Annotated in this window: 41 protein-coding genes; all 41 read right to left on the bottom strand. The window is 44.3% G+C overall.

Going from position 1 to position 22,401, the window contains the following annotated elements; translation table 11 throughout:
• Positions 1-87: 87 nt before the first annotated feature.
• Positions 88-1,260, bottom strand: a complete 1,173-nt coding sequence (locus tag M8E35_RS15285; protein ID WP_252470028.1) for a M20 family metallopeptidase — start codon at positions 1,258-1,260, stop codon at positions 88-90.
• Positions 1,261-1,334: 74 nt separating this feature from the next.
• Positions 1,335-1,805 carry a hypothetical protein gene (locus M8E35_RS15280; RefSeq protein WP_252470026.1) on the bottom strand — a complete coding sequence of 157 codons (471 nt, stop codon included), beginning with the start codon at positions 1,803-1,805 and terminating at the stop codon, positions 1,335-1,337.
• The gene (locus M8E35_RS15275; RefSeq protein WP_252470024.1) at positions 1,774-2,337 is read right to left on the bottom strand and encodes an RNA polymerase sigma factor; all 564 of its coding nucleotides are present in this window, start codon (positions 2,335-2,337) and stop codon (positions 1,774-1,776) included. Before M8E35_RS15275 ends, M8E35_RS15280 begins: the two co-directional genes overlap by 32 nt.
• Before the next feature lie 199 nt (positions 2,338-2,536).
• On the bottom strand, positions 2,537-3,439 hold the full coding sequence (rocF, locus tag M8E35_RS15270) for an arginase (protein ID WP_252470022.1): 903 nt from the start codon (positions 3,437-3,439) through the stop codon (positions 2,537-2,539).
• 149 nt (positions 3,440-3,588) lie between these two features.
• Positions 3,589-3,840 carry a hypothetical protein gene (locus tag M8E35_RS15265; protein WP_252470020.1) on the bottom strand — a complete coding sequence of 84 codons (252 nt, stop codon included), beginning with the start codon at positions 3,838-3,840 and terminating at the stop codon, positions 3,589-3,591.
• Positions 3,841-3,928: 88 nt separating this feature from the next.
• On the bottom strand, positions 3,929-4,357 hold the full coding sequence (locus M8E35_RS15260; protein WP_229247379.1) for an ABC transporter substrate-binding protein: 429 nt from the start codon (positions 4,355-4,357) through the stop codon (positions 3,929-3,931).
• A gap of 2 nt (positions 4,358-4,359) precedes the next feature.
• A complete protein-coding gene (locus M8E35_RS15255; RefSeq protein ID WP_252470018.1) occupies positions 4,360-4,824 on the bottom strand; it encodes a helix-turn-helix domain-containing protein in 465 nt (154 codons plus the stop codon).
• Positions 4,825-4,978: 154 nt separating this feature from the next.
• Positions 4,979-5,710: an N-acetylmuramoyl-L-alanine amidase gene (locus tag M8E35_RS15250; RefSeq protein WP_252470016.1), complete on the bottom strand. Its 732-nt coding sequence runs from the start codon at positions 5,708-5,710 to the stop codon at positions 4,979-4,981.
• A gap of 2 nt (positions 5,711-5,712) precedes the next feature.
• A complete protein-coding gene (locus M8E35_RS15245) occupies positions 5,713-6,036 on the bottom strand; it encodes a hypothetical protein (protein WP_252470014.1) in 324 nt (107 codons plus the stop codon).
• Positions 6,037-6,360: 324 nt separating this feature from the next.
• On the bottom strand, positions 6,361-6,756 hold the full coding sequence (gene rpsI / locus M8E35_RS15240) for a 30S ribosomal protein S9 (RefSeq protein WP_045574862.1): 396 nt from the start codon (positions 6,754-6,756) through the stop codon (positions 6,361-6,363).
• Between the two features lie 17 nt (positions 6,757-6,773).
• Positions 6,774-7,205 (bottom strand): 50S ribosomal protein L13, encoded by a 432-nt coding sequence (rplM, locus tag M8E35_RS15235; RefSeq protein ID WP_073032145.1) that lies wholly within the window; start codon positions 7,203-7,205, stop codon positions 6,774-6,776.
• A 153-nt stretch (positions 7,206-7,358) separates the two neighbouring features.
• Positions 7,359-8,144, bottom strand: coding sequence for a tRNA pseudouridine(38-40) synthase TruA (gene truA / locus M8E35_RS15230; protein ID WP_252470012.1), 786 nt, complete (start codon positions 8,142-8,144; stop codon positions 7,359-7,361).
• Between the two features lie 89 nt (positions 8,145-8,233).
• Positions 8,234-8,572, bottom strand: a complete 339-nt coding sequence (rplQ, locus tag M8E35_RS15225; protein WP_073032149.1) for a 50S ribosomal protein L17 — start codon at positions 8,570-8,572, stop codon at positions 8,234-8,236.
• 26 nt (positions 8,573-8,598) lie between these two features.
• Positions 8,599-9,546 carry a DNA-directed RNA polymerase subunit alpha gene (locus M8E35_RS15220; RefSeq protein ID WP_073032151.1) on the bottom strand — a complete coding sequence of 316 codons (948 nt, stop codon included), beginning with the start codon at positions 9,544-9,546 and terminating at the stop codon, positions 8,599-8,601.
• Between the two features lie 69 nt (positions 9,547-9,615).
• Complete coding sequence (gene rpsD / locus M8E35_RS15215) at positions 9,616-10,245, bottom strand: 30S ribosomal protein S4 (protein WP_073032153.1); 630 nt, start codon at positions 10,243-10,245, stop codon at positions 9,616-9,618.
• A 13-nt stretch (positions 10,246-10,258) separates the two neighbouring features.
• Positions 10,259-10,648 (bottom strand): 30S ribosomal protein S11, encoded by a 390-nt coding sequence (gene rpsK / locus M8E35_RS15210; protein ID WP_007778485.1) that lies wholly within the window; start codon positions 10,646-10,648, stop codon positions 10,259-10,261.
• A gap of 18 nt (positions 10,649-10,666) precedes the next feature.
• Complete coding sequence (gene rpsM / locus M8E35_RS15205; protein WP_073032155.1) at positions 10,667-11,038, bottom strand: 30S ribosomal protein S13; 372 nt, start codon at positions 11,036-11,038, stop codon at positions 10,667-10,669.
• Between the two features lie 93 nt (positions 11,039-11,131).
• On the bottom strand, positions 11,132-11,245 hold the full coding sequence (gene rpmJ, locus M8E35_RS15200; RefSeq protein WP_007778480.1) for a 50S ribosomal protein L36: 114 nt from the start codon (positions 11,243-11,245) through the stop codon (positions 11,132-11,134).
• 21 nt (positions 11,246-11,266) lie between these two features.
• Complete coding sequence (infA, locus tag M8E35_RS15195) at positions 11,267-11,485, bottom strand: translation initiation factor IF-1 (protein ID WP_007778476.1); 219 nt, start codon at positions 11,483-11,485, stop codon at positions 11,267-11,269.
• Between the two features lie 40 nt (positions 11,486-11,525).
• Positions 11,526-12,272, bottom strand: coding sequence for a type I methionyl aminopeptidase (gene map, locus M8E35_RS15190; protein ID WP_252470010.1), 747 nt, complete (start codon positions 12,270-12,272; stop codon positions 11,526-11,528).
• Between the two features lie 5 nt (positions 12,273-12,277).
• The gene (locus M8E35_RS15185) at positions 12,278-12,919 is read right to left on the bottom strand and encodes an adenylate kinase (protein WP_252470008.1); all 642 of its coding nucleotides are present in this window, start codon (positions 12,917-12,919) and stop codon (positions 12,278-12,280) included.
• 14 nt (positions 12,920-12,933) lie between these two features.
• Positions 12,934-14,220, bottom strand: coding sequence for a preprotein translocase subunit SecY (gene secY / locus M8E35_RS15180; protein ID WP_229247256.1), 1,287 nt, complete (start codon positions 14,218-14,220; stop codon positions 12,934-12,936).
• A gap of 1 nt (position 14,221) precedes the next feature.
• Positions 14,222-14,662, bottom strand: a complete 441-nt coding sequence (gene rplO / locus M8E35_RS15175) for a 50S ribosomal protein L15 (protein WP_073032162.1) — start codon at positions 14,660-14,662, stop codon at positions 14,222-14,224.
• A gap of 18 nt (positions 14,663-14,680) precedes the next feature.
• Positions 14,681-14,863 (bottom strand): 50S ribosomal protein L30, encoded by a 183-nt coding sequence (gene rpmD, locus M8E35_RS15170; RefSeq protein ID WP_073032164.1) that lies wholly within the window; start codon positions 14,861-14,863, stop codon positions 14,681-14,683.
• Between the two features lie 12 nt (positions 14,864-14,875).
• Positions 14,876-15,346 carry a 30S ribosomal protein S5 gene (rpsE, locus tag M8E35_RS15165; protein ID WP_373887458.1) on the bottom strand — a complete coding sequence of 157 codons (471 nt, stop codon included), beginning with the start codon at positions 15,344-15,346 and terminating at the stop codon, positions 14,876-14,878.
• A 56-nt stretch (positions 15,347-15,402) separates the two neighbouring features.
• A complete protein-coding gene (gene rplR, locus M8E35_RS15160; RefSeq protein WP_073032168.1) occupies positions 15,403-15,771 on the bottom strand; it encodes a 50S ribosomal protein L18 in 369 nt (122 codons plus the stop codon).
• A gap of 54 nt (positions 15,772-15,825) precedes the next feature.
• Positions 15,826-16,380 (bottom strand): 50S ribosomal protein L6, encoded by a 555-nt coding sequence (rplF, locus tag M8E35_RS15155; RefSeq protein ID WP_073032170.1) that lies wholly within the window; start codon positions 16,378-16,380, stop codon positions 15,826-15,828.
• 24 nt (positions 16,381-16,404) lie between these two features.
• Positions 16,405-16,803 carry a 30S ribosomal protein S8 gene (gene rpsH / locus M8E35_RS15150; protein ID WP_073032173.1) on the bottom strand — a complete coding sequence of 133 codons (399 nt, stop codon included), beginning with the start codon at positions 16,801-16,803 and terminating at the stop codon, positions 16,405-16,407.
• A gap of 28 nt (positions 16,804-16,831) precedes the next feature.
• The gene (locus M8E35_RS15145) at positions 16,832-17,017 is read right to left on the bottom strand and encodes a type Z 30S ribosomal protein S14 (protein WP_045574846.1); all 186 of its coding nucleotides are present in this window, start codon (positions 17,015-17,017) and stop codon (positions 16,832-16,834) included.
• 20 nt (positions 17,018-17,037) lie between these two features.
• Positions 17,038-17,577, bottom strand: a complete 540-nt coding sequence (gene rplE, locus M8E35_RS15140) for a 50S ribosomal protein L5 (RefSeq protein WP_073032174.1) — start codon at positions 17,575-17,577, stop codon at positions 17,038-17,040.
• 20 nt (positions 17,578-17,597) lie between these two features.
• Complete coding sequence (gene rplX, locus M8E35_RS15135; RefSeq protein WP_073032176.1) at positions 17,598-17,951, bottom strand: 50S ribosomal protein L24; 354 nt, start codon at positions 17,949-17,951, stop codon at positions 17,598-17,600.
• 28 nt (positions 17,952-17,979) lie between these two features.
• A complete protein-coding gene (gene rplN, locus M8E35_RS15130; RefSeq protein ID WP_073032178.1) occupies positions 17,980-18,345 on the bottom strand; it encodes a 50S ribosomal protein L14 in 366 nt (121 codons plus the stop codon).
• 35 nt (positions 18,346-18,380) lie between these two features.
• Positions 18,381-18,641, bottom strand: a complete 261-nt coding sequence (gene rpsQ / locus M8E35_RS15125) for a 30S ribosomal protein S17 (protein ID WP_073032180.1) — start codon at positions 18,639-18,641, stop codon at positions 18,381-18,383.
• Positions 18,642-18,664: 23 nt separating this feature from the next.
• The gene (gene rpmC / locus M8E35_RS15120; RefSeq protein ID WP_014901242.1) at positions 18,665-18,868 is read right to left on the bottom strand and encodes a 50S ribosomal protein L29; all 204 of its coding nucleotides are present in this window, start codon (positions 18,866-18,868) and stop codon (positions 18,665-18,667) included.
• Entirely contained in the window at positions 18,858-19,295 is a 438-nt protein-coding gene (gene rplP, locus M8E35_RS15115; protein WP_073032182.1) for a 50S ribosomal protein L16, read from the bottom strand. Before rplP ends, rpmC begins: the two co-directional genes overlap by 11 nt.
• The gene (gene rpsC / locus M8E35_RS15110) at positions 19,296-19,958 is read right to left on the bottom strand and encodes a 30S ribosomal protein S3 (protein ID WP_252470007.1); all 663 of its coding nucleotides are present in this window, start codon (positions 19,956-19,958) and stop codon (positions 19,296-19,298) included. It lies immediately after the preceding gene.
• A gap of 3 nt (positions 19,959-19,961) precedes the next feature.
• Positions 19,962-20,303, bottom strand: coding sequence for a 50S ribosomal protein L22 (gene rplV, locus M8E35_RS15105; RefSeq protein ID WP_073032186.1), 342 nt, complete (start codon positions 20,301-20,303; stop codon positions 19,962-19,964).
• 21 nt (positions 20,304-20,324) lie between these two features.
• Positions 20,325-20,606: a 30S ribosomal protein S19 gene (rpsS, locus tag M8E35_RS15100; RefSeq protein WP_252470006.1), complete on the bottom strand. Its 282-nt coding sequence runs from the start codon at positions 20,604-20,606 to the stop codon at positions 20,325-20,327.
• A gap of 18 nt (positions 20,607-20,624) precedes the next feature.
• On the bottom strand, positions 20,625-21,452 hold the full coding sequence (gene rplB / locus M8E35_RS15095) for a 50S ribosomal protein L2 (RefSeq protein ID WP_073032190.1): 828 nt from the start codon (positions 21,450-21,452) through the stop codon (positions 20,625-20,627).
• Between the two features lie 33 nt (positions 21,453-21,485).
• Positions 21,486-21,773: a 50S ribosomal protein L23 gene (gene rplW, locus M8E35_RS15090; RefSeq protein ID WP_073032191.1), complete on the bottom strand. Its 288-nt coding sequence runs from the start codon at positions 21,771-21,773 to the stop codon at positions 21,486-21,488.
• Complete coding sequence (rplD, locus tag M8E35_RS15085) at positions 21,773-22,396, bottom strand: 50S ribosomal protein L4 (RefSeq protein ID WP_252470005.1); 624 nt, start codon at positions 22,394-22,396, stop codon at positions 21,773-21,775. Before rplD ends, rplW begins: the two co-directional genes overlap by 1 nt.
• Positions 22,397-22,401: the final 5 nt, after the last annotated feature.

The following is a 22,401-nucleotide window of genomic DNA, read 5'->3' as shown; positions in this document are numbered from 1 at the left end:
TCGTAAAAAAGAAAGGGGTATCCCTTTCTTAATGACTTATTTTTTTATTCTATTTATAATTCCTATTTCTTTACTATTTATGCTCTCTTATTCTTTAGTCAGTAACAGAAACTCACGTTTGATCTGTTGCAACAGCTTATTATTACTTAAAACATCCCAGCCTGTAAAGGCTAGCACCTGCATAGCCAACAACACTAATCTTTCTCCATCTGGTGACAACGATACCTGGGCAAAGTTCCGAGTATGAGGAATCTCAGTACCTGTTCCTAATGTTAAATAGGGATGAATTGCCGGAACAGCTCGACTGACATTTCCCATATCTACTGACCCCATAGCCGTTTGAGGAGAAGCTATCTGATGGATACCCATCTCCCCCAGATTTCTAGTAAAGCATTCAGCCAGAGATAGATTAGTATGCATTTCATCATAAGAAAATTCGAACTTATGCCAAGTCATTTTTGCAGAAACCATGGAAGCAGCCCCTTCGGCACAACGTATTACTTGCTCTCTCCATTCATCCAATTCTTTACGTTTTCGAGCACGCAGATAAAACTGTGCCACAGCACGTTCCGGGATAATATTCGGGGCTGTCCCCCCCTCTGTTATAATTCCATTGATTTTCACATCCTGAGAAACCTGCTTTTTCAGTGCATTAATTCCGACAAAAAAGTTAATCATGGCATCTAAAGCATTAATCCCAAAACCAGACGCTGCTACAGCATGTGCAGAACGTCCATGAAACGTAAACTCCAAAGCATCTAAAGCCAGGCTGGAAATGACAGGGACGTTTTGACTGCCTGGATGAAACATCATCGCTGCATCGACGTCCTTAAAAATTCCTTTCTCAACCAATGTTACTTTTGCCCCACTGGTCTCTTCTGCTGGAGCACCGATCACTAAGACCTCACCTGCTAATTCTAAACTCTTACTTAAAATCACCGCTGCTCCCGCGCTGGCCGCTCCTATCAAGTTGTGCCCACAACCATGCCCTATAACTGGCAAGGCATCATATTCTGCTAAATATGCAATTCTCGGCCCTGGACGCAACCCCTTAAATCTTGCTAAAAAAGCGGTCTCCATCCCTGCAATCCCACGATCCACTATAAACCCATGCTTCTGCAGAAAACTGCTTAGGCTATTGGACGCAAAGTATTCCTTATAACCAAGCTCAGGACGCGCCCCTATCTGGCGGGCAACTTCCCACACTTCTTTGCGCAAATGCAGGGCCTGATCTCTAAAAAAAGCCTTTATTGCATCCATGGGTAATCCATCTCTTTTCTCAAATTCTATCTCTAGTAACTTAGCTCTATCAACCATTCATATTCATTCAATAATTATGCTTCTTTGATTGTAGAATCTTCGTAAATAGAATGAGGGTTTCTAAAAACAACTATTACACACAGCACCCCCAGTAATGGCCAAGAAACAACACCCCAGAGGAGATCTATCCCGATCTTTAGCTCTTTAAATAATATGAGGCTTTCTAGAATTCGCTGTCCAAATTGCTGAAGCTCAGAAACATAAGGGAACCCGGCGAACATAACCAGCAGTGAATTTAGCCCTTGATAAAGTATTTCGCTTCCGAACCATAAAACTGTCCCAAGCAATAATCCTGTAAACATTAAACTAAAAGCTAACCCTAACCCCCACTTTCGACGCGCAGCCAGGCGGCTTTCTGCTCCGAAATCAACAGGTTGTGCTACAATTTGAGCCATGAGCTGAGCTTGGAAATTTTCCAGAGCTACTTTGGGAATAGGTTCATCTCTAAACAGTTTAATCCATTGCAGGTTGTCCTTCTCCTCCATGGGTCTCCCTCCTTTCCAGGTTCTGGCGAAGCTTTTCTTTTCCCCGATGAATGTAAGTCTTGACTCGGCTTACAGGAACCTCCAGCACTACAGCTATTTCTTTGTACGAAAGTTCTTGATGATAACGCAAATAGAGTGCTTGAGTGTAATGTTCAGGAAGTTCATGTAATACCTCAGATAAAAGGATTGCCTGCTCTTTAGCCAACAATACTTCTTCAGGGCCAGGTTGATGATCAACTGTGTTTTCATCTGAAGTTACTAAAACTTCTTTACGCCTTTTACGCAAAAGATCAAGAGCCCTATTACGAGCAATGGCATATAGCCAGGCCCGAAACGGATATTCTTTTGAGTATCGATTAAGATTTCGATAGGCTGCGAGGAAAGCATCCTGAGCGCAGTCAAAAACATCCTCTTCTGAACCAAGGATTCGGCACAAGAAATGAATCAAGGGCTCCTGGTAACGTTGGACAAGGACAGCATATTGTTGGTGATGACCTGCTATTACTTGCCGAATAACCTCGGCATCTTCCATTAACTTAGGCTCCTATCCTGAGTACTTTTAAACTCGCATTATCTTCTCACTCTTAATACGTTTTAATAGTCTAAAAAGTTTCAAGGGGATTTGAGCAAGATACTATAACCATTTTAACCTACAACCTGTTTTATTCGCAATGAACAATTTAGAAAATACTCTGTATTTAAACATCTCAATTGCGATTTTACTTCACCCCTTAGAATATTTGTTCTCCAAAAGCTGAACATATTAGCCCTACGGCTAGCTTAGCTGTTTTATTATGATTATCTAAAATCGGATTCACTTCTACGACATCCATACTTGAAATACGTCCTGAGTCGGCCAAGAGTTCCATCGCTAGATGTGCCTCCCGATATGTGATTCCTCCTGCTACAGGCGTTCCAACACCTGGTGCCTCCTCAGGATCAATCACATCCAAATCAAAACTGATATGAATCCCATCCGTCCCTTGTGAAGCAATTTTAATCCCTTGTTTGACCACTTCCGTCATTCCTACTTGATCAATATCTCGCATCGTAAAAACAGTAATTTTCGACTTCCGAAGCAGTTCCTTTTCTTGAGGATCCATTTCACGCGCTCCAATAATCACGGTATTTTCCTCACGCAATTTTTTCTTTACCCCGCCAATGGACGTTAATTCCGGAGCACCGATCCCATTAGCTACTGCCAAGGGCATACCATGAATATTACCGCTTTCAGTCGTATCAAGGGAATTATAATCACCATGTGTATCAAACCAAATTAATCCAAACGATTTTTCACTTAAAGCCAATCCTGCTAGAGTCCCAATTCCTAAACTATGGTCTCCACCAAGGATTAAGGGGACCACCCCTTCCTTTATTGCCTCAGAGACTATGAGATGAAGACGTTCATTAATCGTGACAATTTCCTCCAGATACTTAAGACGCTTGTCCTTGATCTCACGCGTCTCAGGAACCGGAACCTCCAGATTGCCGTAATCCTCAACCTTCCAACCCAGCCCCTTTAATCTGGCATTTAAACCAGCATATCGAATAGCACTTGGACCCATGTCCACTCCACGACGATCTGCACCCAAATCAATAGGTACTCCAATAATCCTAATGACTTTTTTTTGCATAGCTTTATACTCCCTGCTTTTAATTCTCTACTCCGAGTGATTCGAGGCAAGATACCAAGCCCCTTGGTTCAAAATATTGCCCATTTTCTCGATACATATTAATGTTCCCCAAAAAGAAAAAAGCTTGCAAACAATTTGCAAGCATATATTCAATTCCAAATCACGACCACCCCGGCTTGCACACGTTCTACACAAGACCAAGCCAGAAGGTGCACATAAAATGTGCCTTCTCCCAAAGCAACGCTCCCCTCGTCCTTCGTCCCAAGACCCAGGACGCAGTGTGACACGAGCGCGACGTCTTTACGTAAGCAGAAAAGCAAACTTCCGTTTAAGCTCCGACCCCAGAGGCGGGGCAGTGTACAGGGATGTACACTGCCGCCAGTGAGCCAAGGACGGCTCATCTGGCGGGAACCCCGCTCCCCATAGCGGAGCTTAAACGGTTAGTTTGCTCTGCGTCGTAAGCACCGAGCGCTGTGTCACACAAGTCCCCTACTTTAGCAACCTAAAAATCACTTCTTCCTCACTAAGACCTACTAACAATTTAAAAGTTCCTGCTCTAAAACGCCGCTCTGCTCTCATTTGACGAGTAAGCGCTAAGAAAGCCTCTTTATCTTTAATAAATTCTTGAGCAAACAACAAATCAGCTATTCGTTCAGCACTGGCTCCCTTTGGGATTACAAAATCTCGATCAATTTGGGGCGAAACTTGGGGATCAGGCGGCAAACTCTCTTTTGGATCAGATTCGGCGGGCTGAACGGGCGGCGCAGGATCAGGTTCTTTTGTCTCCTCAGTTATTGGAAGCGATGTTTGAGGATTTAATTGACCATCTGAGGGCCTCTGCTGAGGAGAGAAGAACAGAGACAGCATAGCACTCAAAATAAGTCCTGAACCTAACCCAAGCCAAAAGGATCGTGTCACTTTCAACTGTTCTTACCTCCATCTGGCTGCATTCGCAATACCATCCTTACCGCATCTTGGCTTAGAAACAAGCGTTGGGCAATTTCCGGTATACGTTGCCCGTTTGCGGCAAGTTCCAATACTTCTTGGTATTTTGGTGAGAGATGGGGTTGGGGTTGGGGTTCAACTTCACTTTGCATTATCCCTTTTTGTGTTTTAAATAAACTATAATTGTAAGTTTCTTTGGATTGGATTTCTCTAGCTTCAAGTTCCTCAGGGCTAGGTTCCTCTACATTGGTTTCTTTTTCTATAGATATAATTTCTCCGTTTTCAACTTCTTGAATATCTTTCACCCTAGCTTCTAACAGCTTACCTTCGAGCTCATAAACCTGATCTTGGACCCGAATAACTTCTCTCTTCAAATACGCTAGCCCTTTCAAGGCTGTCAGAGCTTCTTCGTTGGGTGGATTCTGCCAACGCCAACCCAAAAATAAGAAACAAACTCCTAGAAGAAATAATATAATGGGCAGAATATCCACAAATGCTCCCTACTTTCACAGATATCTTTATCCTAAATTAGACATTCGCGAAAAGAAAATAGTTTCCTGCAAAAACTAATATTATTCAACAAAATTCTCTAATTTATCTTGTACCTTTATTCCCAGCTTGTTTACTAAAGTAGGTACTTACCCCTTGAAAGATTGCAATTGCTAACCTTTGTTGATATTCAGGAGTGGTCAATAACTGTTCTTCTTGAAGGTTTGAAAGAAAGCCTAGTTCGACAGTCACGGCTGCCTGATTTGCCTTCTTTAAGACATAAATATCTTGATTTCCTTTAGCAACTCTTTTGGTATCTGTCATACTGTTTAGCTCTTGCTGAATCGATTGAGCTAAGAGCTTTCCTTCCGGAGAATCTGAATGATAAAACGTTTGCGCTCCTGTAAGTTTTGCATCAGGAAAACTATTGGCATGAATACTTAAATATACTTCAGCTTGAGAGTCCATCGCCAATTGGATGCGTTGGGCTAAATCCTCTCTCTTCCGCCTCAAAAGTCCTTGAGAAGTACCTAAGTCTCGGTCATCTTCGCGAACCATAATTGTCTTAGCTCCACTTTGCTGAACCAGCGCTTGCAAGCGTTTGGATACAGCCAAGGTAATATCTTTTTCTAATACTTTGCTTATTCCAACTGCACCGGGGTCCACACCTCCGTGACCTGCGTCAATTACCATGACTCGATCTCCCAAGGTCCAACTCCATATTTCTTTGTCCTGTCCACTAAATCCAGCTACAAGAGCTAACGTCAAAAAAAGTGTAAGCACAATTCCTAAAAATATCTTGCGTCGTTTCACACTTATAACCCAAATCGGTTTCATTCCTATCCCTCCCCTAGTCTATTTCGTCTTACCTTATGGGGGAGACCTTCAGAATATTCGTTTGGCTTGTCACAAAAAGTTACTCTATTTCTGATTTCATATGTATACCCATCTGCAGATTCAATCGGAATATTGCCTTTAACAAAAATTGGACCACTGGCTTCTTTTTCAGGATCCTGAAGTATTTCAACGGAAGGCTCATATTCAGGTTCAATCGCTTTTCCTGTTTTATCATAGGCAACTAATCTTCCCGCTAGACACTCCGAGGCTGCTATAATAGCTTCTTCTCTATATTTGGGATTATCGGAGTTTCGATGAGCTCCCATACTTTTCCGTCTTCTCTGTGAAAGAAAACGGGCAAAGGCAAATCGATTATCTTCTAGCAGGTCAAGAGATGGTCCCTCAAATAAATTCGCCCTGTCTTCATACTTCTCTCTTGATGCCTTCTCAGCTTTTCAGCACTTTCAAATTTACCCATAGCATTTATTCCTTTCGTTCATAAGTTCTGTTATTTGTGCCATCTTTAGTTTGATGAGTCAAATGCAATAAGTTCCCAATTTACAAGTGAAAGGACAACTCTATTGTGAGCAAATTTATGTTTCCTAATACAAAAAGGAAGGGATAAATCCCTTCCTTTGAATTGCACTGTATTAACGTTTTGAAAATTGTGGAGCTTTACGAGCTTTCTTCAAGCCGTATTTGCGACGCTCTTTCATACGTGGGTCACGTGTAAGAAAGCCAGCTCTCTTAAGACTTGGACGGAGACTAATATCTGCCTTTAACAAAGCACGAGCAATTCCTAAACGAATTGCACCAGCTTGGCCAGTAGTTCCCCCCCCATGAGCGAGAGCAATAACATCATATTTAGCAAGTGTATCTGTTATATTAAATGGTTGTTGAACAATCATTTCCAGAGTTTTCTTACCAAAATACTCCGCTAATTCACGCTTATTAATGATGAATTTTCCTTCACCGGGAATAAGACGAACACGAGCAATTGCATTTTTGCGTCGTCCAGTAGCTGCGTATTGTAATTGAGTTGCCATGTTTTACTTCCTCCTTCCTACTGAATTGTCCAAATTTCAGGTTGTTGAGCTTGATGGGGGTGTGTATCTCCCTTGTACACTTTTAACTTAGTGTACATTTGGGCGCCCAACTTGTTATGAGGAAGCATTCCCTTCACAGCATGTTCCATAGCTCGTTCTGGCATGATTTGCATTAACTTTTTGTAAGGAACTTCTTTTAACCCGCCAGGATATCCTGAGTGACGACGATACATTTTATCGTTTAGTTTGTTACCTGTTAAGACTAATTTTGCAGCATTAATAATAATGACATGGTCCCCCGTGTCAACATTAGGGGTGAATGTCGGTTTATGTTTACCTCTCAGGAGACGTGCTGCTTCAGTAGCAATACGACCCAAGGGGATTCCCTCAGCGTCAATAATATACCATTTACGCTCCTGTTCTTGTGCTTTCGCAAAAAACGTGGACATGACTTTCCCTCCAATTTAGAAGTTTTGCTGTTTTTCCTCACTCGCATGGGGCTCAATCATGCTTGCGTATGCCAGGGGCATGGGGCTCAATCATATCCAAGGCATAAAAACTCATATTGATATTCTATTTAAAATTGAGCCTAATGTCAAGCTTTATTTAAAAAGCTCTTTAAAAACCTCAAATGGACTTTCATCCGTATAATTTACATGAACTAGTGATAAACCGTGTGCAGGTGCAATCATGCGAGCGCGCTTCCGATCATGACTGGCAATGATTTCGGGAATCTCTCCAGGGAGAGTACGTCCTTTACCTACCTCCATGAGTGTTCCAACAATAATACGGACCATGTGGTATAGAAATCCATCTCCCACGCAGGATACTCGAATTAATCGGTTGTCCTCTTCTCTTACTTGACACCTATGAATCGTTCGTTCAAACCTCTTACTATCACCACCTGTAGCTGCAAACGTTTTGAAATTATGTCGTCCTTCCAGAAAGGCAGCCGCTTGTTGCATGTGGTCAGTATTTAAGGGTATGGGCATATGGGATGCATAAAGACGCTTAAATATATCCGGTATACGCTTATTATCAATCAGATAATCATAGCGCTTCCATTTTGCTGACCATCGGGCATTAAACTCGTCCGCAACACACTCCGCCTCGAGTATGCGAATGTCCCTTGGAAGCAGACTGTTAAATGCCTTAGGGATTTTTTCATCGGGAATTCTAGCGGCAGTCATGAAATTTACAATTTGACCGGAGGCGTGCACCCCCGCATCCGTCCGACCTGCCATAGCTAGAGTTATGTTTTCCTCGACGAGTCTCGCCCATACAGATTCCAAGGTTCCCTGAACTGTGGGCCCATGGGCTTCATCCTGTCGTTGGAATCCGTGATAGTTTGTTCCGTCATAGGCTAGTTTTAGACGAATGTTTCGCATGATAAGCATAGCCTCCGCTACTTACTATGGTGTACCACAAAGGCTGGGCATGCTTAACCTTGTAAGCAACCCAGCCCTTAAGTACCGCATTAAACGAGTTCGATGATTACCATTGTGGCAGCATCTCCTCGACGTAAGCCGAGTCTCATGATCCGAGTATAGCCGCCTTGACGGTCAGCATATTTCGGCGCGATAGTATCAAATAACTTCGTAACAACATCTTCATCCATCAGATAAGCCATTGTTAAACGACGGGCAGCCAAATCGCCTTGCTTGCCAAGTGATATCATCTTTTCAGCAATAGCATTCAGTTCCTTGGCGCGTGCTTCTGTCGTTTGAATACGCTCATGTCTTAACAGGGAAGTGACAATGTTACGCAACATTGCCCCGCGATGACCAGTGTTTTTTCCTAACTTGCGGTAAGCCAATTACATTCCCCTCCTTTTGCACCGAATTAGTCTTCAGCAGGTCGGAAAGATAAACCTAAGTCTTTAAGTTTAAATTCCACTTCTTCTAAAGACTTGCGACCAAGGTTACGTACTTTAATCATGTCTTCTTCCGTTTTTTGGGTCAACTCTTCAACAGAATTAATCCCTGCCCGTTTCAGGCAGTTGTAAGAACGAACAGACAGATCTAATTCCTCAATCGTCATCTCGAGGATTTTATCTTTGGCTTCCTCTTCTTTTTCCACCAAAACCTCAATACTATTGAGCTTATCAGTGAGTCCCATGAAAAGGCGCAGATGATCACTTAGGATTTTGGCTGCCGAACTGGTAGCTTCTTCCGGTGAAATACTGCCATTAGACCATGCTTCAAGGGTTAACTTGTCATAGTCCGTGATCTGACCAACCCGGGTATCCTCTACCGTGTAGTTGACCTTGTAAATCGGGGCAAAGATGGAGTCAATGGGGATAACTCCGATGACATGATCTGGCTTCTTGTTTTTGTCAGCAGGAACGTAGCCGCGGCCGCGTTCTACCGTCATTTCCATAAATAGCCGACCATCTTTATCTAATGTCGCAATCTTCAAGTCATTGTTTAAAATCTCAATATCTGGGTCAGTTATAATATCTCCTGCCAAGACAACCCCTTCACCCTGGGCTTCAATACGTATAACCCTAGACTCATCCGTATAGCCCTTCAGAGCAAGAGACTTCAAATTGAGAATAATGTCTGTAACGTCTTCCAAAACACCCGGAATCGTTGAGAACTCGTGTAGTACTCCTTCGATTTTGACTGATGTTACCGCTGATCCCTCGAGAGAGGACAGGAGGATCCGCCTTAAAGAATTTCCTAAGGTGATCCCATATCCTCGCTCAAGAGGTTCAACAATGAATTTTGCATAGGAGTTATCTTCAGAACGCTCGATACACTCGATTCTGGGCTTCTCGATTTCTAACATCGGAATGCACCTTCTTTCTCGAGAACTTGATATACAAACCATCCGACCCAAATGGGTTGAACGTCAACATTAACGGGAGTATTTCTCCACGATGAGGTGTTCTTGGATAGGCAGTTGAATATCTTCACGAGTAGGCAGTGCAACTACAGTTCCAGCAGCAGTATTGGCATCCAAGCTCAACCAACCGGGAACCGAACGCGTACCCAGGTTTTCGAGGAGTTGTTTCATACGTGGCGAGCTCTTACTGCCTTCTTTGACAGCAATGACTTCACCAGCACGTACCGAATAGGAAGCGATATCAACTTTTTTACCATTTACGGTAAAATGACCGTGATTAACGAGTTGACGAGCTTCAGGGCGCGATGATGCAAAACCCAAATGGAAAACGACATTATCAAGTCGACGTTCCAGCAGAACCAACAAGTTTTCACCGGTTACCCCTTTACGACGGGCAGCCTCGTCAAAATAACTACGGAATTGTTTTTCCATGACGCCGTACATGCGGCGTGCTTTTTGTTTTTCTCGCAACTGAAGACCATACTCAGTGGGCTTCTTTGCACGGGCTTGGCCGTGTTGGCCAGGGGCGTAAGCACGACGGTCGATCGCGCACTTACCAGTATAACAGCGTTCTCCTTTAAGGAATAACTTCATTCCTTCACGACGACATAAGCGACAGACTGGTCCAGTATATCTAGCCATGATTACACACCTCCTATACCCTTCTGCGTTTCGGTGGCCGACAGCCATTGTGTGGAATCGGTGTCACGTCTTTAATTAAATTAACTTCTAAACCTGCAGCTTGCAGGGCTCGAATAGCAGCTTCTCGTCCAGCTCCAGGTCCTTTTACATAGCATTCAACATCTTTTAAGCCATGTTCCATTGCAACTTTAGCACAGGTTTCGGCAGCCATTTGGGCTGCAAAAGGTGTACTCTTACGAGAACCCTTAAATCCAAGAGAACCTGCACTGGACCAGGAGAGTGCGTTCCCGCTGGTATCCGTAATGGTCACCATGGTATTGTTGAAAGTAGATTTGATATGAGCAATTCCACTTTCAATATTCTTGCGTTCCCGGCGTTTTGTCCGGACAACTTTACGTGCCATCTCGGTTATCCCCCCTTATTACTTTTTACGTTTTGCTCCAACGGTCTTAGCCGGACCCTTACGGGTTCGGGCATTGGTTTTCGTGCGTTGCCCCCGAACCGGAAGTCCGCGACGATGGCGCAGCCCGCGATAAGAACCAATTTCCATAAGACGTTTGATATTGAGGGAAACTTCGCGACGCAAGTCGCCTTCAATTTTAATCTCTTTATCAATAAATTCCCGAAGCTTGCTGACTTCATCTTCTGACAAGTCACGCACTCGGACATCCGGGCTTACACCCGTTTTAGCGAGAATCTTATGTGAAGTTGGTAGCCCTATCCCAAAAATATAGGTCAAAGCTATCTCTAAACGTTTCTCGCGCGGTAAGTCAACTCCAGCGATACGTGCCATCTAAAATTTACACCTCCACTATTTCAGTTCTGGAAACAATATAAAATCGGTGCATTGGAGATTTTCCCCAATCAGCCGCGCAACCGAAACTTTTTAGCCTTGTCGTTGCTTGTGTTTCGGATTTTCACAAATGATCATGACTTTACCATGGCGACGAATAATTTTACATTTTTCACAGATCTTTTTAACAGAAGGCTTTACTTTCACTGTAATCCCTCCCTTTGGTCATTACTTAAACCTGTATGTGATTCTTCCTCGAGACAGATCATAAGGGGAAAGCTCCACAGTGACCCGATCTCCCGGCAGAATTCTAATAAAATTCATGCGGATTTTTCCAGAGACATGCGCTAATACCTTGTGTCCATTCGCCAACTCAACTTGGAACATGGCATTTGGCAACGGCTCTAAAACTTTACCTTCAACTTCAATCACGTCTTCTTTTGACATAATTATTTACCCCTCCTCTGGCATTCCCTACGCCTCGCACCTAACATCGAGTTAGAATTTCTAGGCCATTTTCCGTAATTGCAACTGTGTGCTCGAAATGGGCCGATGGCCGGTTATCTTTCGTAACCACAGTCCAGCGATCCTTTAGCGTCTGCACTTCATACGTACCCATGTTCACCATGGGCTCAATAGCCAAGGCCATACCAACCTCGAGTCGTGGCCCCCGGCCTGGTTTGCCAAAATTCGGGATCTGAGGATCCTCATGCATGGCTTTTCCAATCCCGTGCCCAACATAATCGCGCACTACTGAAAACCCATTTTCTTCAACATGCGTTTGAACCGCATTAGAGACGTCATAAAGGCGATTGCCTACTTTAGCTTGTGCAATACCCTGCATCAAGGACTCTTCAGTCACTCTCAAAAGTTTTTGGAGGTCTTCACCAACTTCTCCAATTGGTAAAGTCACAGCCGCATCTCCAAAGTACCCCTCTATGAGTGCACCGCAATCTATACTTATAATATCTCCAGATTCTAGAATCCTTAAACCGGGTATTCCATGAACTACTTGTTCATTTACAGAGGTACACAGCGTTGCCGGAAAACCATTATATCCTTTAAACGCTGGTATGGCACCCTGCGCACGAATATATTTCTCAGCTATGCGATCCAGTTCCAGAGTTGTAACACCGGGCTTAGCGTGCTCACGGATAAGGGCAAGTGTCTCAGCCACGATCCGCCCTGCATTACGCATTAGAACTAGTTGGTTCGCATTTTTCAGCTCAATCATGCTGATTAGCCCAAAGCTTTCAGAATATCCTGAAACACTTGGTCAATTGGTTGATCCCCGTTAATACGCTTTAACAGTCCCTTTTCCTCGTAAAAAGCTATCAAAGGTTCTGTTTGCGTATTGTAAACATTTAAGCGATTCTTAGCTGTTTCAACAGTGTCATCAGAACGCTGATAAAGCTCTCCTCCACATTGACCGCAAACTCCTTCTTGCTCAGGAGCGTTGAAGATCATATGGTAAGAAGATCCGCATTTCCGGCATACACGTCGTCCAGTTAATCTGGGAATTAACACCTCTTCGTCAACTTCAATGTTGATAACACCATCGAGCTTCATGCCAAGGCGCTCTAAAATACCAGCTAAAGCACTGCCTTGAGCAAGTGTCCGTGGAAATCCATCAAGAAGAAATCCATCCGCACAATCAGGCAGTGCTAACCGCTCCTCAACAATCCCAATTGTCACTTCATCAGGAACCAAGCCGCCTGCATCCATGAAGGATTTAGCCTTAAGACCTAAGGCAGTTCCCTCTTTAATAGCTGCTCTAAACATGTCCCCTGTTGAAATATGTGGGAAATGAAAACGTTCTACGAGCGGATTTGCCTGCGTTCCCTTACCTGCACCTGGGCCACCCATTAATATTATCTTCATTGCTCTTCCTCCTCTTACTTCATAAATCCTTGATAATGCCTCGACATAAGTTGGGATTCAATTTGTTTCATCGTATCGAGCGCAACCCCAACCACGATCAGAAGGGATGTTCCACCAAAATAGATGTTCTTGAGTCCTGTAAGTCCAATAACTAGTGTCGGTAGGACTGCAATCAAAGCTAGAAATAAACCACCTGCGAGAGTTATACGGTTTAATACTTTAGACAAATATTCTGCCGTTGGTCGCCCAGGTCGAAGGCCGGGAATGAATCCCCCATACTTCTTCAGATTATCAGCTACATCAATTGGGTTAAAGGTGATAGAAGTGTAGAAGTACGTGAAGAATAATATGAGCGCACCGTAGAGCAGTAGGTATGGGATTGAGGTAATGCTACCATTCATAGTAAACCATGTGTTGACAAATCTTGCGAAACCTGATGTCGGCGTCCAAGACGCAATCGTCTGTGGGAAAGCAAGCAAGGACATTGCGAAAATTACTGGGATAACCCCTGCTTGGTTAACCTTGAGCGGAATATGGCTGCTTTGGCCTCCATACACTCGCCGACCGACTACTCTCTTCGCATATTGAACTGTTACACGGCGTTGCCCTTCTTGAACATAAATAACGCCCGCTGTGATAAAGGCAACGATGAGCAACAATCCGATAAGTGAGAGAGCATTGATTTCCCCTACCCTTAACATCTCAAACAAGGATGTAATTGCTGATGGGACTCTTGAAACAATTCCTGCAAAGATGATGAGTGAGATACCGTTTCCAATCCCCTTCTCGGTGATTGCCTCTCCGAGCCACATTAAAAAGGCGGTTCCAGCTGTTAGAACAAGTGCTATCAGCAGGAATGTCGGCCATTTCATAGCTGGACTGGGGATATTAACTGCAGCCCTGATCCCGTAGGTAAGTCCAAATGCTTGAATGAATCCAAGAGCAACAGTACTATATCGCGTATACTGTGTTATCTTCTTACGCCCATAGTCGCCCTCTTTAGAAAGCCGTTCAAGCGAGGGAATGACAATCGTCAGAAGCTGAAGAATGATGGATGCGGTAATATAGGGGGTAATACTCAAAGCAAATACAGATAGACTTTTAAAGGATCCTCCAGAAATCGTGTCCATAAAATTCATCATGGCACCAGAACCAAACATTTGGTTCAGCATTTCTCGATCAATAAAGGGAGTTGGAATATGTGCTCCGATACGAAAAATCAAGAACATCAGCAAGGTATAACCGATTTTCTTCCTGAGATCCGCTACATTCCATGCATTCTTCAGGGAATCGACAGCCATCCTACTCCACCTCTACTTTTCCACCCGCCGCAACTATCTTCTTTGCCGCTGCTGGGCTGACTTTGTCAATTTTGACGGTCAGTGCTTTGGTCAAGTCCCCTGTTGCCAGAATCTTAACGCCATCTTTAGCGGCTTTGATCAAACCAATTTCAAAGAGGCTTTCAATCGTAACTTCGGCGCCATCTTCAAAACGTTCTAAGTCACGAACATTCAACGCAACAATTTCTTTTCTGGAAATATTATTAAAGCCTCGCTTTGGCGCTCTGCGAAACAGTGGATTCTGTCCACCTTCAAAGCCCGGACGTACTCCACCGCCTGCTCGCGAGTTTTGACCCTTGTGTCCTTTACCGGAAGTTTTACCATGTCCGGAACCAATGCCGCGACCCAAGCGCTTAGGTGCATGTGTTGATCCTTCAGCAGGCTTTAGTTCATGCAATTTCATGCTGGCCTACACCTCCTTCTATTGAGCTAGTGTTTCTACCGTAACCAAATGCATGCATTTATGAACCATTCCCAGAATCCCAGGACTGTCCTCATGAACTGCACTTGATCCAACTTTTCCTAAGCCAAGTGCTTGTAACACTTTGTGCTGTGCTTTAGAATATCCGATTGGGCTCTTTGTTAGTGTCACTTTAATTTTCATGACCAACCCTCCTTAACCTAGAACTTCTGCTACGGTCTTGCCTCGGAGTTTGGCAATCTCTTCTGGACGTTTGAGAGATTTTAAGGCTGTCATCGTCGCATTAACCATATTATGCGGGTTTGCTGAACCCAATGACTTCGTTAGAATATCATGAACTCCGGCAACCTCGAGAACTGCACGAACAGCTCCTCCAGCAATAACTCCGGTTCCTTTGGAAGCCGGCTTTAACAGCACGTGTCCCGCACCAAATATTCCATTGATGGGATGAGTAATAGTGGTTCCGTGCATAGGAACGCTTATGAGATTCTTTTTAGCATCTTCGATTCCTTTACGAATTGCTTCAGGAACTTCTCCAGCTTTTCCCAGTCCAGCACCAACACGTCCGTTGCCGTCTCCGACCACAACCAGAGCGCTAAAGCTAAAGCGGCGTCCACCTTTAACAACCTTGGCCACACGGGCAATATGAACAACCTTTTCAATCATGTCTGATTTATTAGCTTCGAACTTCGCCAATTTGAAAATTCCTCCTTTACCCAAGCTTAGAAGCTGAGTCCAGCTTCTCGCGCTGATTCCGCCAATGCTGAGATTCGGCCGTGATAGACATTTCCTCCACGATCGAATACTACTTGCGTAATTCCTTTTTCAAGGGCTTTCTTCGCAACCAGTTCGCCAACCTTTTGAGCGCCAGCGGTGTTACCACCTGACAATTCTGCTGCTTTGAACTCTGGATCGAGAGAAGAAGCCGCAACAAGTGTTACTCCGAGCTCGTCATTGATAACCTGAGCATAAATATGATTCAAGCTCCGAAACACTGCTAAGCGAGGACGCTCGGCAACTCCGATAACATTCTTGCGGATACTCTTATGCTTTTTCAAGCGAATAGCCTTACGATCAATGCGCTTAATCAAAGGGAACACACTCCTTTCACGTTGGCAAGAGATTTTGCCCTTGCCTAATTTGTATTACTTCTTGGCGCCTTTTTTGCCACCTGTCTTACCTACTTTACGACGGATGACTTCACCTTCGTATTTAATACCTTTGCCTTTATAGGGTTCAGGCAGTCGCTCGGAGCGAACAACAGCTGCAAAAGCACCAACGAGTTCTTTATCCATTCCTTTAACCAAAATTTTATTGGGTGCAGGAACTTCAAAGTCAATCCCCTCAAAGGGAGTAAGTTCAACTGGGTGTGATTTTCCAACCGTTAAAACCAACTTGTTTCCTTGCTTCGCAGCACGATATCCAACCCCAACCATATCCAGACCCTTGGTAAACCCATTCGTAACGCCCTCTACCATGTTGGCGATTAACGTGCGAGTCAGTCCATGCAGAGAACGGCTTAAAGGTTGATCATCTGGCCGTGTAACAATGATTTGTGAGTCTTCTACGGCAATGTTCATTAATGAATGAATCTCTCTTGTTAAGGTGCCTTTCGGACCCTTAACTGTAACAACGTTACTCTCTATTTTGAAGTCCACACCACTGGGTATTCCAATGGGGCGCTTGCCAATTCTGGACATTCACTGCACCTCCGCCTTAGAAAATTACCAAATGTAGGAGATTACTTCTCCACCAAGGCCCTCTTTTCGGGCTTTCTTATCTGTCATTATCCCCTTGGATGTTGAAATAACTGCGACTCCAAGTCCACCAAGGACTTTCGGAATTTCATCCTTTTTCGCATAAACACGCAGTCCCGGACGGCTTATCCGCTTCAGCCCGGTAATAACACGCTCACGGTTTGGACCGTATTTCAAATACATCCGAATCACGCCTTGTTTGTCGTCGGCAATGAATTCTACATCCTTGATGTACCCTTCTGATTTAAGCAATTCCGCAAGCTCTCTCTTAATACGAGATGCTGGCACCTCAACTTTATCGTGATAAACCATTCCCGCGTTGCGGATACGAGTTAAAAAATCTGCTATCGGATCTGACATTGACACTTCAGTCGTCCCCCTTCCTTACAATGTTTTACCAACTGGCCTTCGTGATTCCAGGAAGTTCCCCTTTGTGAGCCAACTCCCGGAAGCAAATCCGGCAAATTCCGAATTTCCGCATGTAAGCATGGGGACGTCCACAAAGCTTGCAACGGTTATGCGAACGTACTGCGAATTTTTGTCCACGATTTTGGCGGACAACCATTGATGTCTTAGCCACGTTCTTGAACCTCCTTTTCTCTAATCACGGTATGGCATTCCGAATCCACGAAGCAACTCTCGCGCTTCCTCATCGGTTTTTGCCGTTGTTACAAAGACTACATCCATTCCACGAAGCTTGTCGATCTTATCGTACTCCATTTCAGGGAAGATCAGTTGCTCCTTGATTCCTAACGTGTAATTTCCACGTCCGTCAAACGCCTTTGCTGAAATACCGCGGAAGTCTCGAACACGAGGCAACGCCACGTTTAAGAGTCGATCCATGAATTCATACATACGTTGACCACGTAAAGTGACTTTGCAACCAATGGGCATTCCTTCGCGAAGCTTAAATGCCGCAATAGATTTCTTAGCTCGTGTGACAATCGGCTTTTGTCCAGCAATCTTCATAAGATCACCAACCGCGGAATCAATTGCTTTGGAGTTTTGAACCGCTTCACCAACACCCATATTGATAACGATTTTATCAACTTTAGGAATTTGCATCACATTTTTATAAGCAAACTTCTGCTGTAAGGCAGGAGCTATTTCGGTTAAATATTTATCATGCAGACGAGCCACTAAGGTCCCTCCTTTCGCGATTAGTGTTTATCAGGTAGATTCACACCGCACTTTTTACAGACGCGGAATTTACCGTCTTCCGTTACCTTATAACTGACACGAGTCACGGATTTACACTCTTGGCAATATAACATTACATTTGAGCTGGCCATTGGAGCTTCTTTTTGAACGATGCCGCCTTGAGGCATGCTTTGAGAAGGTTTTGTATGACGTTTGATCATGTTGGCCTTCTCAACCACTATACGGCCCTTCTTAAGAATCACATCAATGACTTTGCCTTTTTTGCCGGCATCCTTGCCGCTGATTACCATGACATAGTCGCCTTTTCTAACGTGTATCTTGCTAGGTTGTACCTTATGCTTAGTAGCAGCCACTTTCTTCACCTCCACCCATCATTGGGTCTTAGATAACTTCCGGTGCTAAGGAAATAATTTTCATGTAGTTATCACGCAACTCACGCGCTACTGGTCCAAAGATACGGGTGCCGCGAGGACTTTTGTCATCCTTGATGAGGACTGCCGCGTTTTCGCTAAACCGTATATAAGATCCGTCGGTACGCCGAATTTCTTTCTTCGTTCGTACTACTACAGCCTTAACAACGTCTCCCTTTTTGACAACGCCCCCTGGCGTTGCTTGTTTAACAGAAGCAACAATAATATCTCCAATCGTTGCATATCGGCGCATTGAACCGCCTAGCACACGAATACACATCAACTCTTTAGCGCCTGAGTTGTCACCAACTCTAAGCCTAGTTTGTACTTGGATCATTCCATTGACCCCCTTCCGAACTAAATATCAAAGATTTAGAGAGCAATTGATCTCTGAGTTATCTCAACTACGCGCCAGCACTTATCCTTACTTAAGAGGCGTGTTTCCATGATCGTGACAGTATCCCCGATGCGGGCTTCATTGTTCTCGTCATGAGCCTTATAGTTTTTTGTGCGTGTGATTGATTTTTTATAAATCGGATGACTCTCCGTGATCTCAACTGACACAACGACAGTTTTGTCCATCTTGTCACTGACAACTTTGCCAGATCGAACCTTACGTTGGGCTCTTTCCACGTTAAAATGCCTCCTTTCTCACCTTAGGCACGTTCAATCTTTAACTCGCGCTCACGAAGAATCGTTTTACCGCGGGCTATTCCTTTGCGGACTTCACGAATTCGCATCGGGTTATCTAATTGTCCCGTTGCCAACTGGAAACGCAAATTAAACAGTTCTGTTTTGAACTCGTCGATTTCCTTTAATACTTCTTCATTCGTTAGGTCTCGGAAATCCTTAGTTTTCATTTGCGTCACCTCCTTCTTGATCTGCACGGGTAACGAACTTGCACTTGATCGGGAGTTTATGCATTGCAAGACGTAAGGCCTCGCGTGCTTGTTCCTCCGTTACGCCGTTTAATTCAAACATTACACGGCCTGGCTTTACTACAGCTACCCAATATTCCGGGGAACCTTTACCACTACCCATGCGTGTTTCAGCAGGTTTAGCTGTAATAGGCTTGTCTGGAAAGATTTTAATCCAAACTTGACCGCCACGTTTAATATAACGGGTCATAGCAATACGAGCAGCCTCAATTTGACGATTCGTAATCCAGCCTGCTTCCATAGCCATAAGGCCAAATTCACCAAACGTGATTTTATTACCGCGTGTAGCCTTACCTGATAAGCGTCCACGATGTTGTTTCCGATGTTTCACTCTGGCTGGGACTAGCATCTAGTTTCCTCCTTCCACCTGAGCGACGGCCTTTTTGGCGGGTAGAACCTCACCTTTATAAATCCAAACCTTGATACCAATTTTTCCGTACGTGGTATTGGCTTCGGCAAATCCGTAATCAATATCTGCACGTAGGGTGTGAAGGGGTACTTTTCCTTCATGATACCACTCGGTTCGGGCAATTTCGGCTCCAGCCAAACGACCGCTGCATTGAATTTTAATACCTTGAGCGCCCTGCCTCATTGTCCGGCCAACCGTTTGCTTCATAGCCCGACGAAAGGATATGCGTTTTTCAAGTTGTAGGGCAATGTTTTCTGAAACCAATTGGGCGTCAAGCTCAGGCTTCTTAATTTCTACGATATTTACTGCTACTTGCTTGCCTGTTATGGCTTCAAGTTGTTTGCGCAGATTTTCGACTTCAGTGCCACCACGTCCGATAACAATACCAGGCTTCGCAGCATAGACAGATACTTTAACACGACTGGCTGCCCGCTCAATTTCGACTTTAGGGCATCCCGCTTGTTTAAGTTTATTCTTTACGAACTCACGAATCTTCAAATCTTCATGAAGAAGTTCCATGTAGTTCTTATCTGCATACCAACGGCTTTCCCAGTCCCGGATAATTCCGACGCGGAGGCCTTTGGGATTAACCTTTTGACCCACAGTTTAGCCCTCCTTCTTCTCGCCTACAACCACGGTAATGTGACTCGTCCGTTTCCGGATTTGGTCAGCACGTCCCATAGCTCGAGGCTTGATACGTTTTAAAGTCGGTCCTTGATCCACACATATTTCAGTAATATACAGATCATCAACATTCATGTCATAATTATGCCCTGCATTTGCGACTGCAGACTTCAGTACCTTGGTCACATCATCAGTGGATCCATTAGGGGTAAACTGAAGGATTGCGAACGCATCACTGATCTTTTTGCCACGAATCAAATTAACAACTTGGCGTACCTTACGAGGAGAGATACGTACATATTTTGCCACTGCTTTTGCTTGCATGTGCCTTAACCTCCTCTCGAATTATCGTAAGCCGCTGGATTTTTCGCTGCCAGCATGGCCCTTATAGGTGCGAGTAGGCGAAAACTCTCCGAGTTTATGCCCAACCATGTCTTCTGTAACATAGACCGGAACATGTTTTCGTCCATCGTGTACCGCAATGGTGAGTCCGACCATTTGCGGGAAAATTGTTGAGCGTCTGGACCACGTCTTAATAACGCGTTTTTCACCTGATTCGTTCATCGCTTCTACACGTTCGAGTAAACGAGATTCGACGAAAGGTCCTTTTTTCAGAGATCTGCTCATTCATGGGCCTCCTTTCGACTACTTACTACGCCGCTTCACAATAAAGCGATTCGACGGATTCTTCTTCTTGCGGGTTTTTGCACCCAGAGCTGGTTTTCCCCAAGGAGTACATGGGTTGCGACCTATTGAGTTACGACCTTCACCACCACCGTGCGGGTGATCCACAGGGTTCATTACAGATCCGCGGACTGTAGGACGAATGCCCATCCAGCGTGATCTGCCGGCTTTACCGATATTAATATTCTCATGGTCAAGATTTCCCACTTCACCGATGGTTGCTCGGCACTCAATACGGATCATTCGCATCTCGCCCGATGGGAGTCTTAATGTTGCATAAGATCCTTCTTTAGCCATAAGTTGAGCTGATCCACCAGCTGAGCGGACCATTTGTCCACCCTTGCCAGGTTTCATTTCGATGTTGTGTAACAAAGTACCGACTGGAATGTTCTGAAGCGGTAAGCAGTTGCCTACTTTAATGTCAGAGTCTGGACCAGAAACAACCATCTGATCAACGCTCAAGCCATTGGGCGCTAAAATATAGGTTTTAAAGCCATCTTGATAAAACAACAATGCAATGTTAGCTGAACGATTTGGATCATATTCAATACTCGCAACACGAGCAGGAATTCCATCTTTATTGCGCTTAAAGTCAATGATACGAAGCTTTCGCTTATGTCCGCCGCCTTTATGGCGAACACTCAAGCGACCGTCGTTGTTACGACCCGCTTTCTTAGTCAAAGGCTTGACTAAAGAGCGCTCAGGTTCAGTTCTGGTGATCTCTTCATACGTCGAACCAGTCATATTTCGACGGCTTGGAGAGGTAGGTTTATAAGTCTTTATTGCCATAGGTCTTCATTATCCTCCTTTGCTTCAAGCTGCTTACAGGCCCGCGAAGTTTTCAATCTTATCTCCAGCTTTAAGCGTAGCAATCGCTTTTTTACGGTTCGATGTTTTACCAAGATATTTCCCAACCCGCTTCATTTTACCTTTTACGGATAATGTACGGATTTCCACTACGGATACTTTAAACATCTTTTCCACCGCAGCTTTGATTTCAATCTTGTTCGCAGCTGGATTTACCCAGAAGGTGTATTTGTTTTCTTCAACAAGTCCTACGGACTTCTCAGATATCACCGGACTTTTGAGGACATCTCGTGCGTCGCGCATTACGCTAACACCTCCTCTGCTTTAGTTACTGCCGCTTTGGTCATCACTAGAATGTCATGATGGAGCAGGTCGAAAACATTCATTCCAGCTACATCCATTGCTTTTACACCCTCGATATTACGGGCTGAACGGAATATTGCCTCATCAGCATTATCCATCACAATCATAGCCTTCTTATCAATATTAAGAGCTTTGAGCACTTGAACAACCTCTCGCGTTTTTGCCTCATTTATGCTTAAATCATCAAGGACAATCAGCTGTTGCTCTAAGACTTTCGAAGAGAGCGCCGAGTACAAAGCTAATCTGCGTACTTTTTTAGGTAATTTAAAACCATATTTACGTGGTTTAGGAGCGAAGATTACACCGCCGCCCCTCCACAATGGAGAGCGCGTACTTCCAGAACGTGCACGGCCCGTTCCTTTTTGACGCCACGGTTTGCGTCCACCTCCGCGAACTTCACCGCGTAACAAAGCAGACTGAGTTCCCCGTCTTTCTCCTGCTAATTGCGAGACAACTGCTGAGTGAAGAACGTGGACATTCGGAGTAATTCCAAACACATTTTCACTGAGTTCAATTTCTCCGACAGCTGCGCCTTGCATATTTACTACTTGAACTTTCGGCATTGCTT

This window comes from Desulfosporosinus nitroreducens (genome assembly GCF_023897015.1).
Taxonomy (GTDB): Bacteria; Bacillota; Desulfitobacteriia; order Desulfitobacteriales; family Desulfitobacteriaceae; genus Desulfosporosinus; species Desulfosporosinus nitroreducens.
The sequence above is the reverse complement of the archived record's forward strand: the minus strand, read 5'-3'. Positions and strand labels throughout refer to the sequence as shown.

Bases quoted from the DNA above. Each gene is read 5' to 3' on its own strand.
- M8E35_RS15285 (WP_252470028.1), bottom strand. From the start codon at position 1,260: ATGGATGCAATAAAGGCTTTTTTTAGAGATCAGGCCCTGCATTTGCGC.
- M8E35_RS15280 (WP_252470026.1), bottom strand. From the start codon at position 1,805: ATGGAGGAGAAGGACAACCTGCAATGGATTAAACTGTTTAGAGATGAA.
- M8E35_RS15275 (WP_252470024.1), bottom strand. From the start codon at position 2,337: ATGGAAGATGCCGAGGTTATTCGGCAAGTAATAGCAGGTCATCACCAA.
- rocF (WP_252470022.1), bottom strand. From the start codon at position 3,439: ATGCAAAAAAAAGTCATTAGGATTATTGGAGTACCTATTGATTTGGGT.
- M8E35_RS15265 (WP_252470020.1), bottom strand. From the start codon at position 3,840: ATGAGCCGTCCTTGGCTCACTGGCGGCAGTGTACATCCCTGTACACTG.
- M8E35_RS15250 (WP_252470016.1), bottom strand. From the start codon at position 5,710: ATGAAACCGATTTGGGTTATAAGTGTGAAACGACGCAAGATATTTTTA.
- M8E35_RS15245 (WP_252470014.1), bottom strand. From the start codon at position 6,036: ATGGGAGCTCATCGAAACTCCGATAATCCCAAATATAGAGAAGAAGCT.
- rpsI (WP_045574862.1), bottom strand. From the start codon at position 6,756: ATGGCAACTCAATTACAATACGCAGCTACTGGACGACGCAAAAATGCA.
- rplM (WP_073032145.1), bottom strand. From the start codon at position 7,205: ATGTCCACGTTTTTTGCGAAAGCACAAGAACAGGAGCGTAAATGGTAT.
- truA (WP_252470012.1), bottom strand. From the start codon at position 8,144: ATGCGAAACATTCGTCTAAAACTAGCCTATGACGGAACAAACTATCAC.
- M8E35_RS15220 (WP_073032151.1), bottom strand. From the start codon at position 9,546: ATGTTAGAAATCGAGAAGCCCAGAATCGAGTGTATCGAGCGTTCTGAA.
- rpsD (WP_073032153.1), bottom strand. From the start codon at position 10,245: ATGGCTAGATATACTGGACCAGTCTGTCGCTTATGTCGTCGTGAAGGA.
- rpsK (WP_007778485.1), bottom strand. From the start codon at position 10,648: ATGGCACGTAAAGTTGTCCGGACAAAACGCCGGGAACGCAAGAATATT.
- rpsM (WP_073032155.1), bottom strand. From the start codon at position 11,038: ATGGCACGTATCGCTGGAGTTGACTTACCGCGCGAGAAACGTTTAGAG.
- infA (WP_007778476.1), bottom strand. From the start codon at position 11,485: ATGTCAAAAGAAGACGTGATTGAAGTTGAAGGTAAAGTTTTAGAGCCG.
- map (WP_252470010.1), bottom strand. From the start codon at position 12,272: ATGATTGAGCTGAAAAATGCGAACCAACTAGTTCTAATGCGTAATGCA.
- M8E35_RS15185 (WP_252470008.1), bottom strand. From the start codon at position 12,919: ATGAAGATAATATTAATGGGTGGCCCAGGTGCAGGTAAGGGAACGCAG.
- secY (WP_229247256.1), bottom strand. From the start codon at position 14,220: ATGGCTGTCGATTCCCTGAAGAATGCATGGAATGTAGCGGATCTCAGG.
- rplO (WP_073032162.1), bottom strand. From the start codon at position 14,662: ATGAAATTGCATGAACTAAAGCCTGCTGAAGGATCAACACATGCACCT.
- rpmD (WP_073032164.1), bottom strand. From the start codon at position 14,863: ATGAAAATTAAAGTGACACTAACAAAGAGCCCAATCGGATATTCTAAA.
- rpsE (WP_373887458.1), bottom strand. From the start codon at position 15,346: ATGATTGAAAAGGTTGTTCATATTGCCCGTGTGGCCAAGGTTGTTAAA.
- rplF (WP_073032170.1), bottom strand. From the start codon at position 16,380: ATGTCCAGAATTGGCAAGCGCCCCATTGGAATACCCAGTGGTGTGGAC.
- rplN (WP_073032178.1), bottom strand. From the start codon at position 18,345: ATGATCCAAGTACAAACTAGGCTTAGAGTTGGTGACAACTCAGGCGCT.
- rpmC (WP_014901242.1), bottom strand. From the start codon at position 18,868: ATGAAAACTAAGGATTTCCGAGACCTAACGAATGAAGAAGTATTAAAG.
- rplP (WP_073032182.1), bottom strand. From the start codon at position 19,295: ATGCTAGTCCCAGCCAGAGTGAAACATCGGAAACAACATCGTGGACGC.
- rplV (WP_073032186.1), bottom strand. From the start codon at position 20,303: ATGCAAGCAAAAGCAGTGGCAAAATATGTACGTATCTCTCCTCGTAAG.
- rpsS (WP_252470006.1), bottom strand. From the start codon at position 20,606: ATGAGCAGATCTCTGAAAAAAGGACCTTTCGTCGAATCTCGTTTACTC.
- rplB (WP_073032190.1), bottom strand. From the start codon at position 21,452: ATGGCAATAAAGACTTATAAACCTACCTCTCCAAGCCGTCGAAATATG.
- rplW (WP_073032191.1), bottom strand. From the start codon at position 21,773: ATGCGCGACGCACGAGATGTCCTCAAAAGTCCGGTGATATCTGAGAAG.
- rplD (WP_252470005.1), bottom strand. From the start codon at position 22,396: ATGCCGAAAGTTCAAGTAGTAAATATGCAAGGCGCAGCTGTCGGAGAA.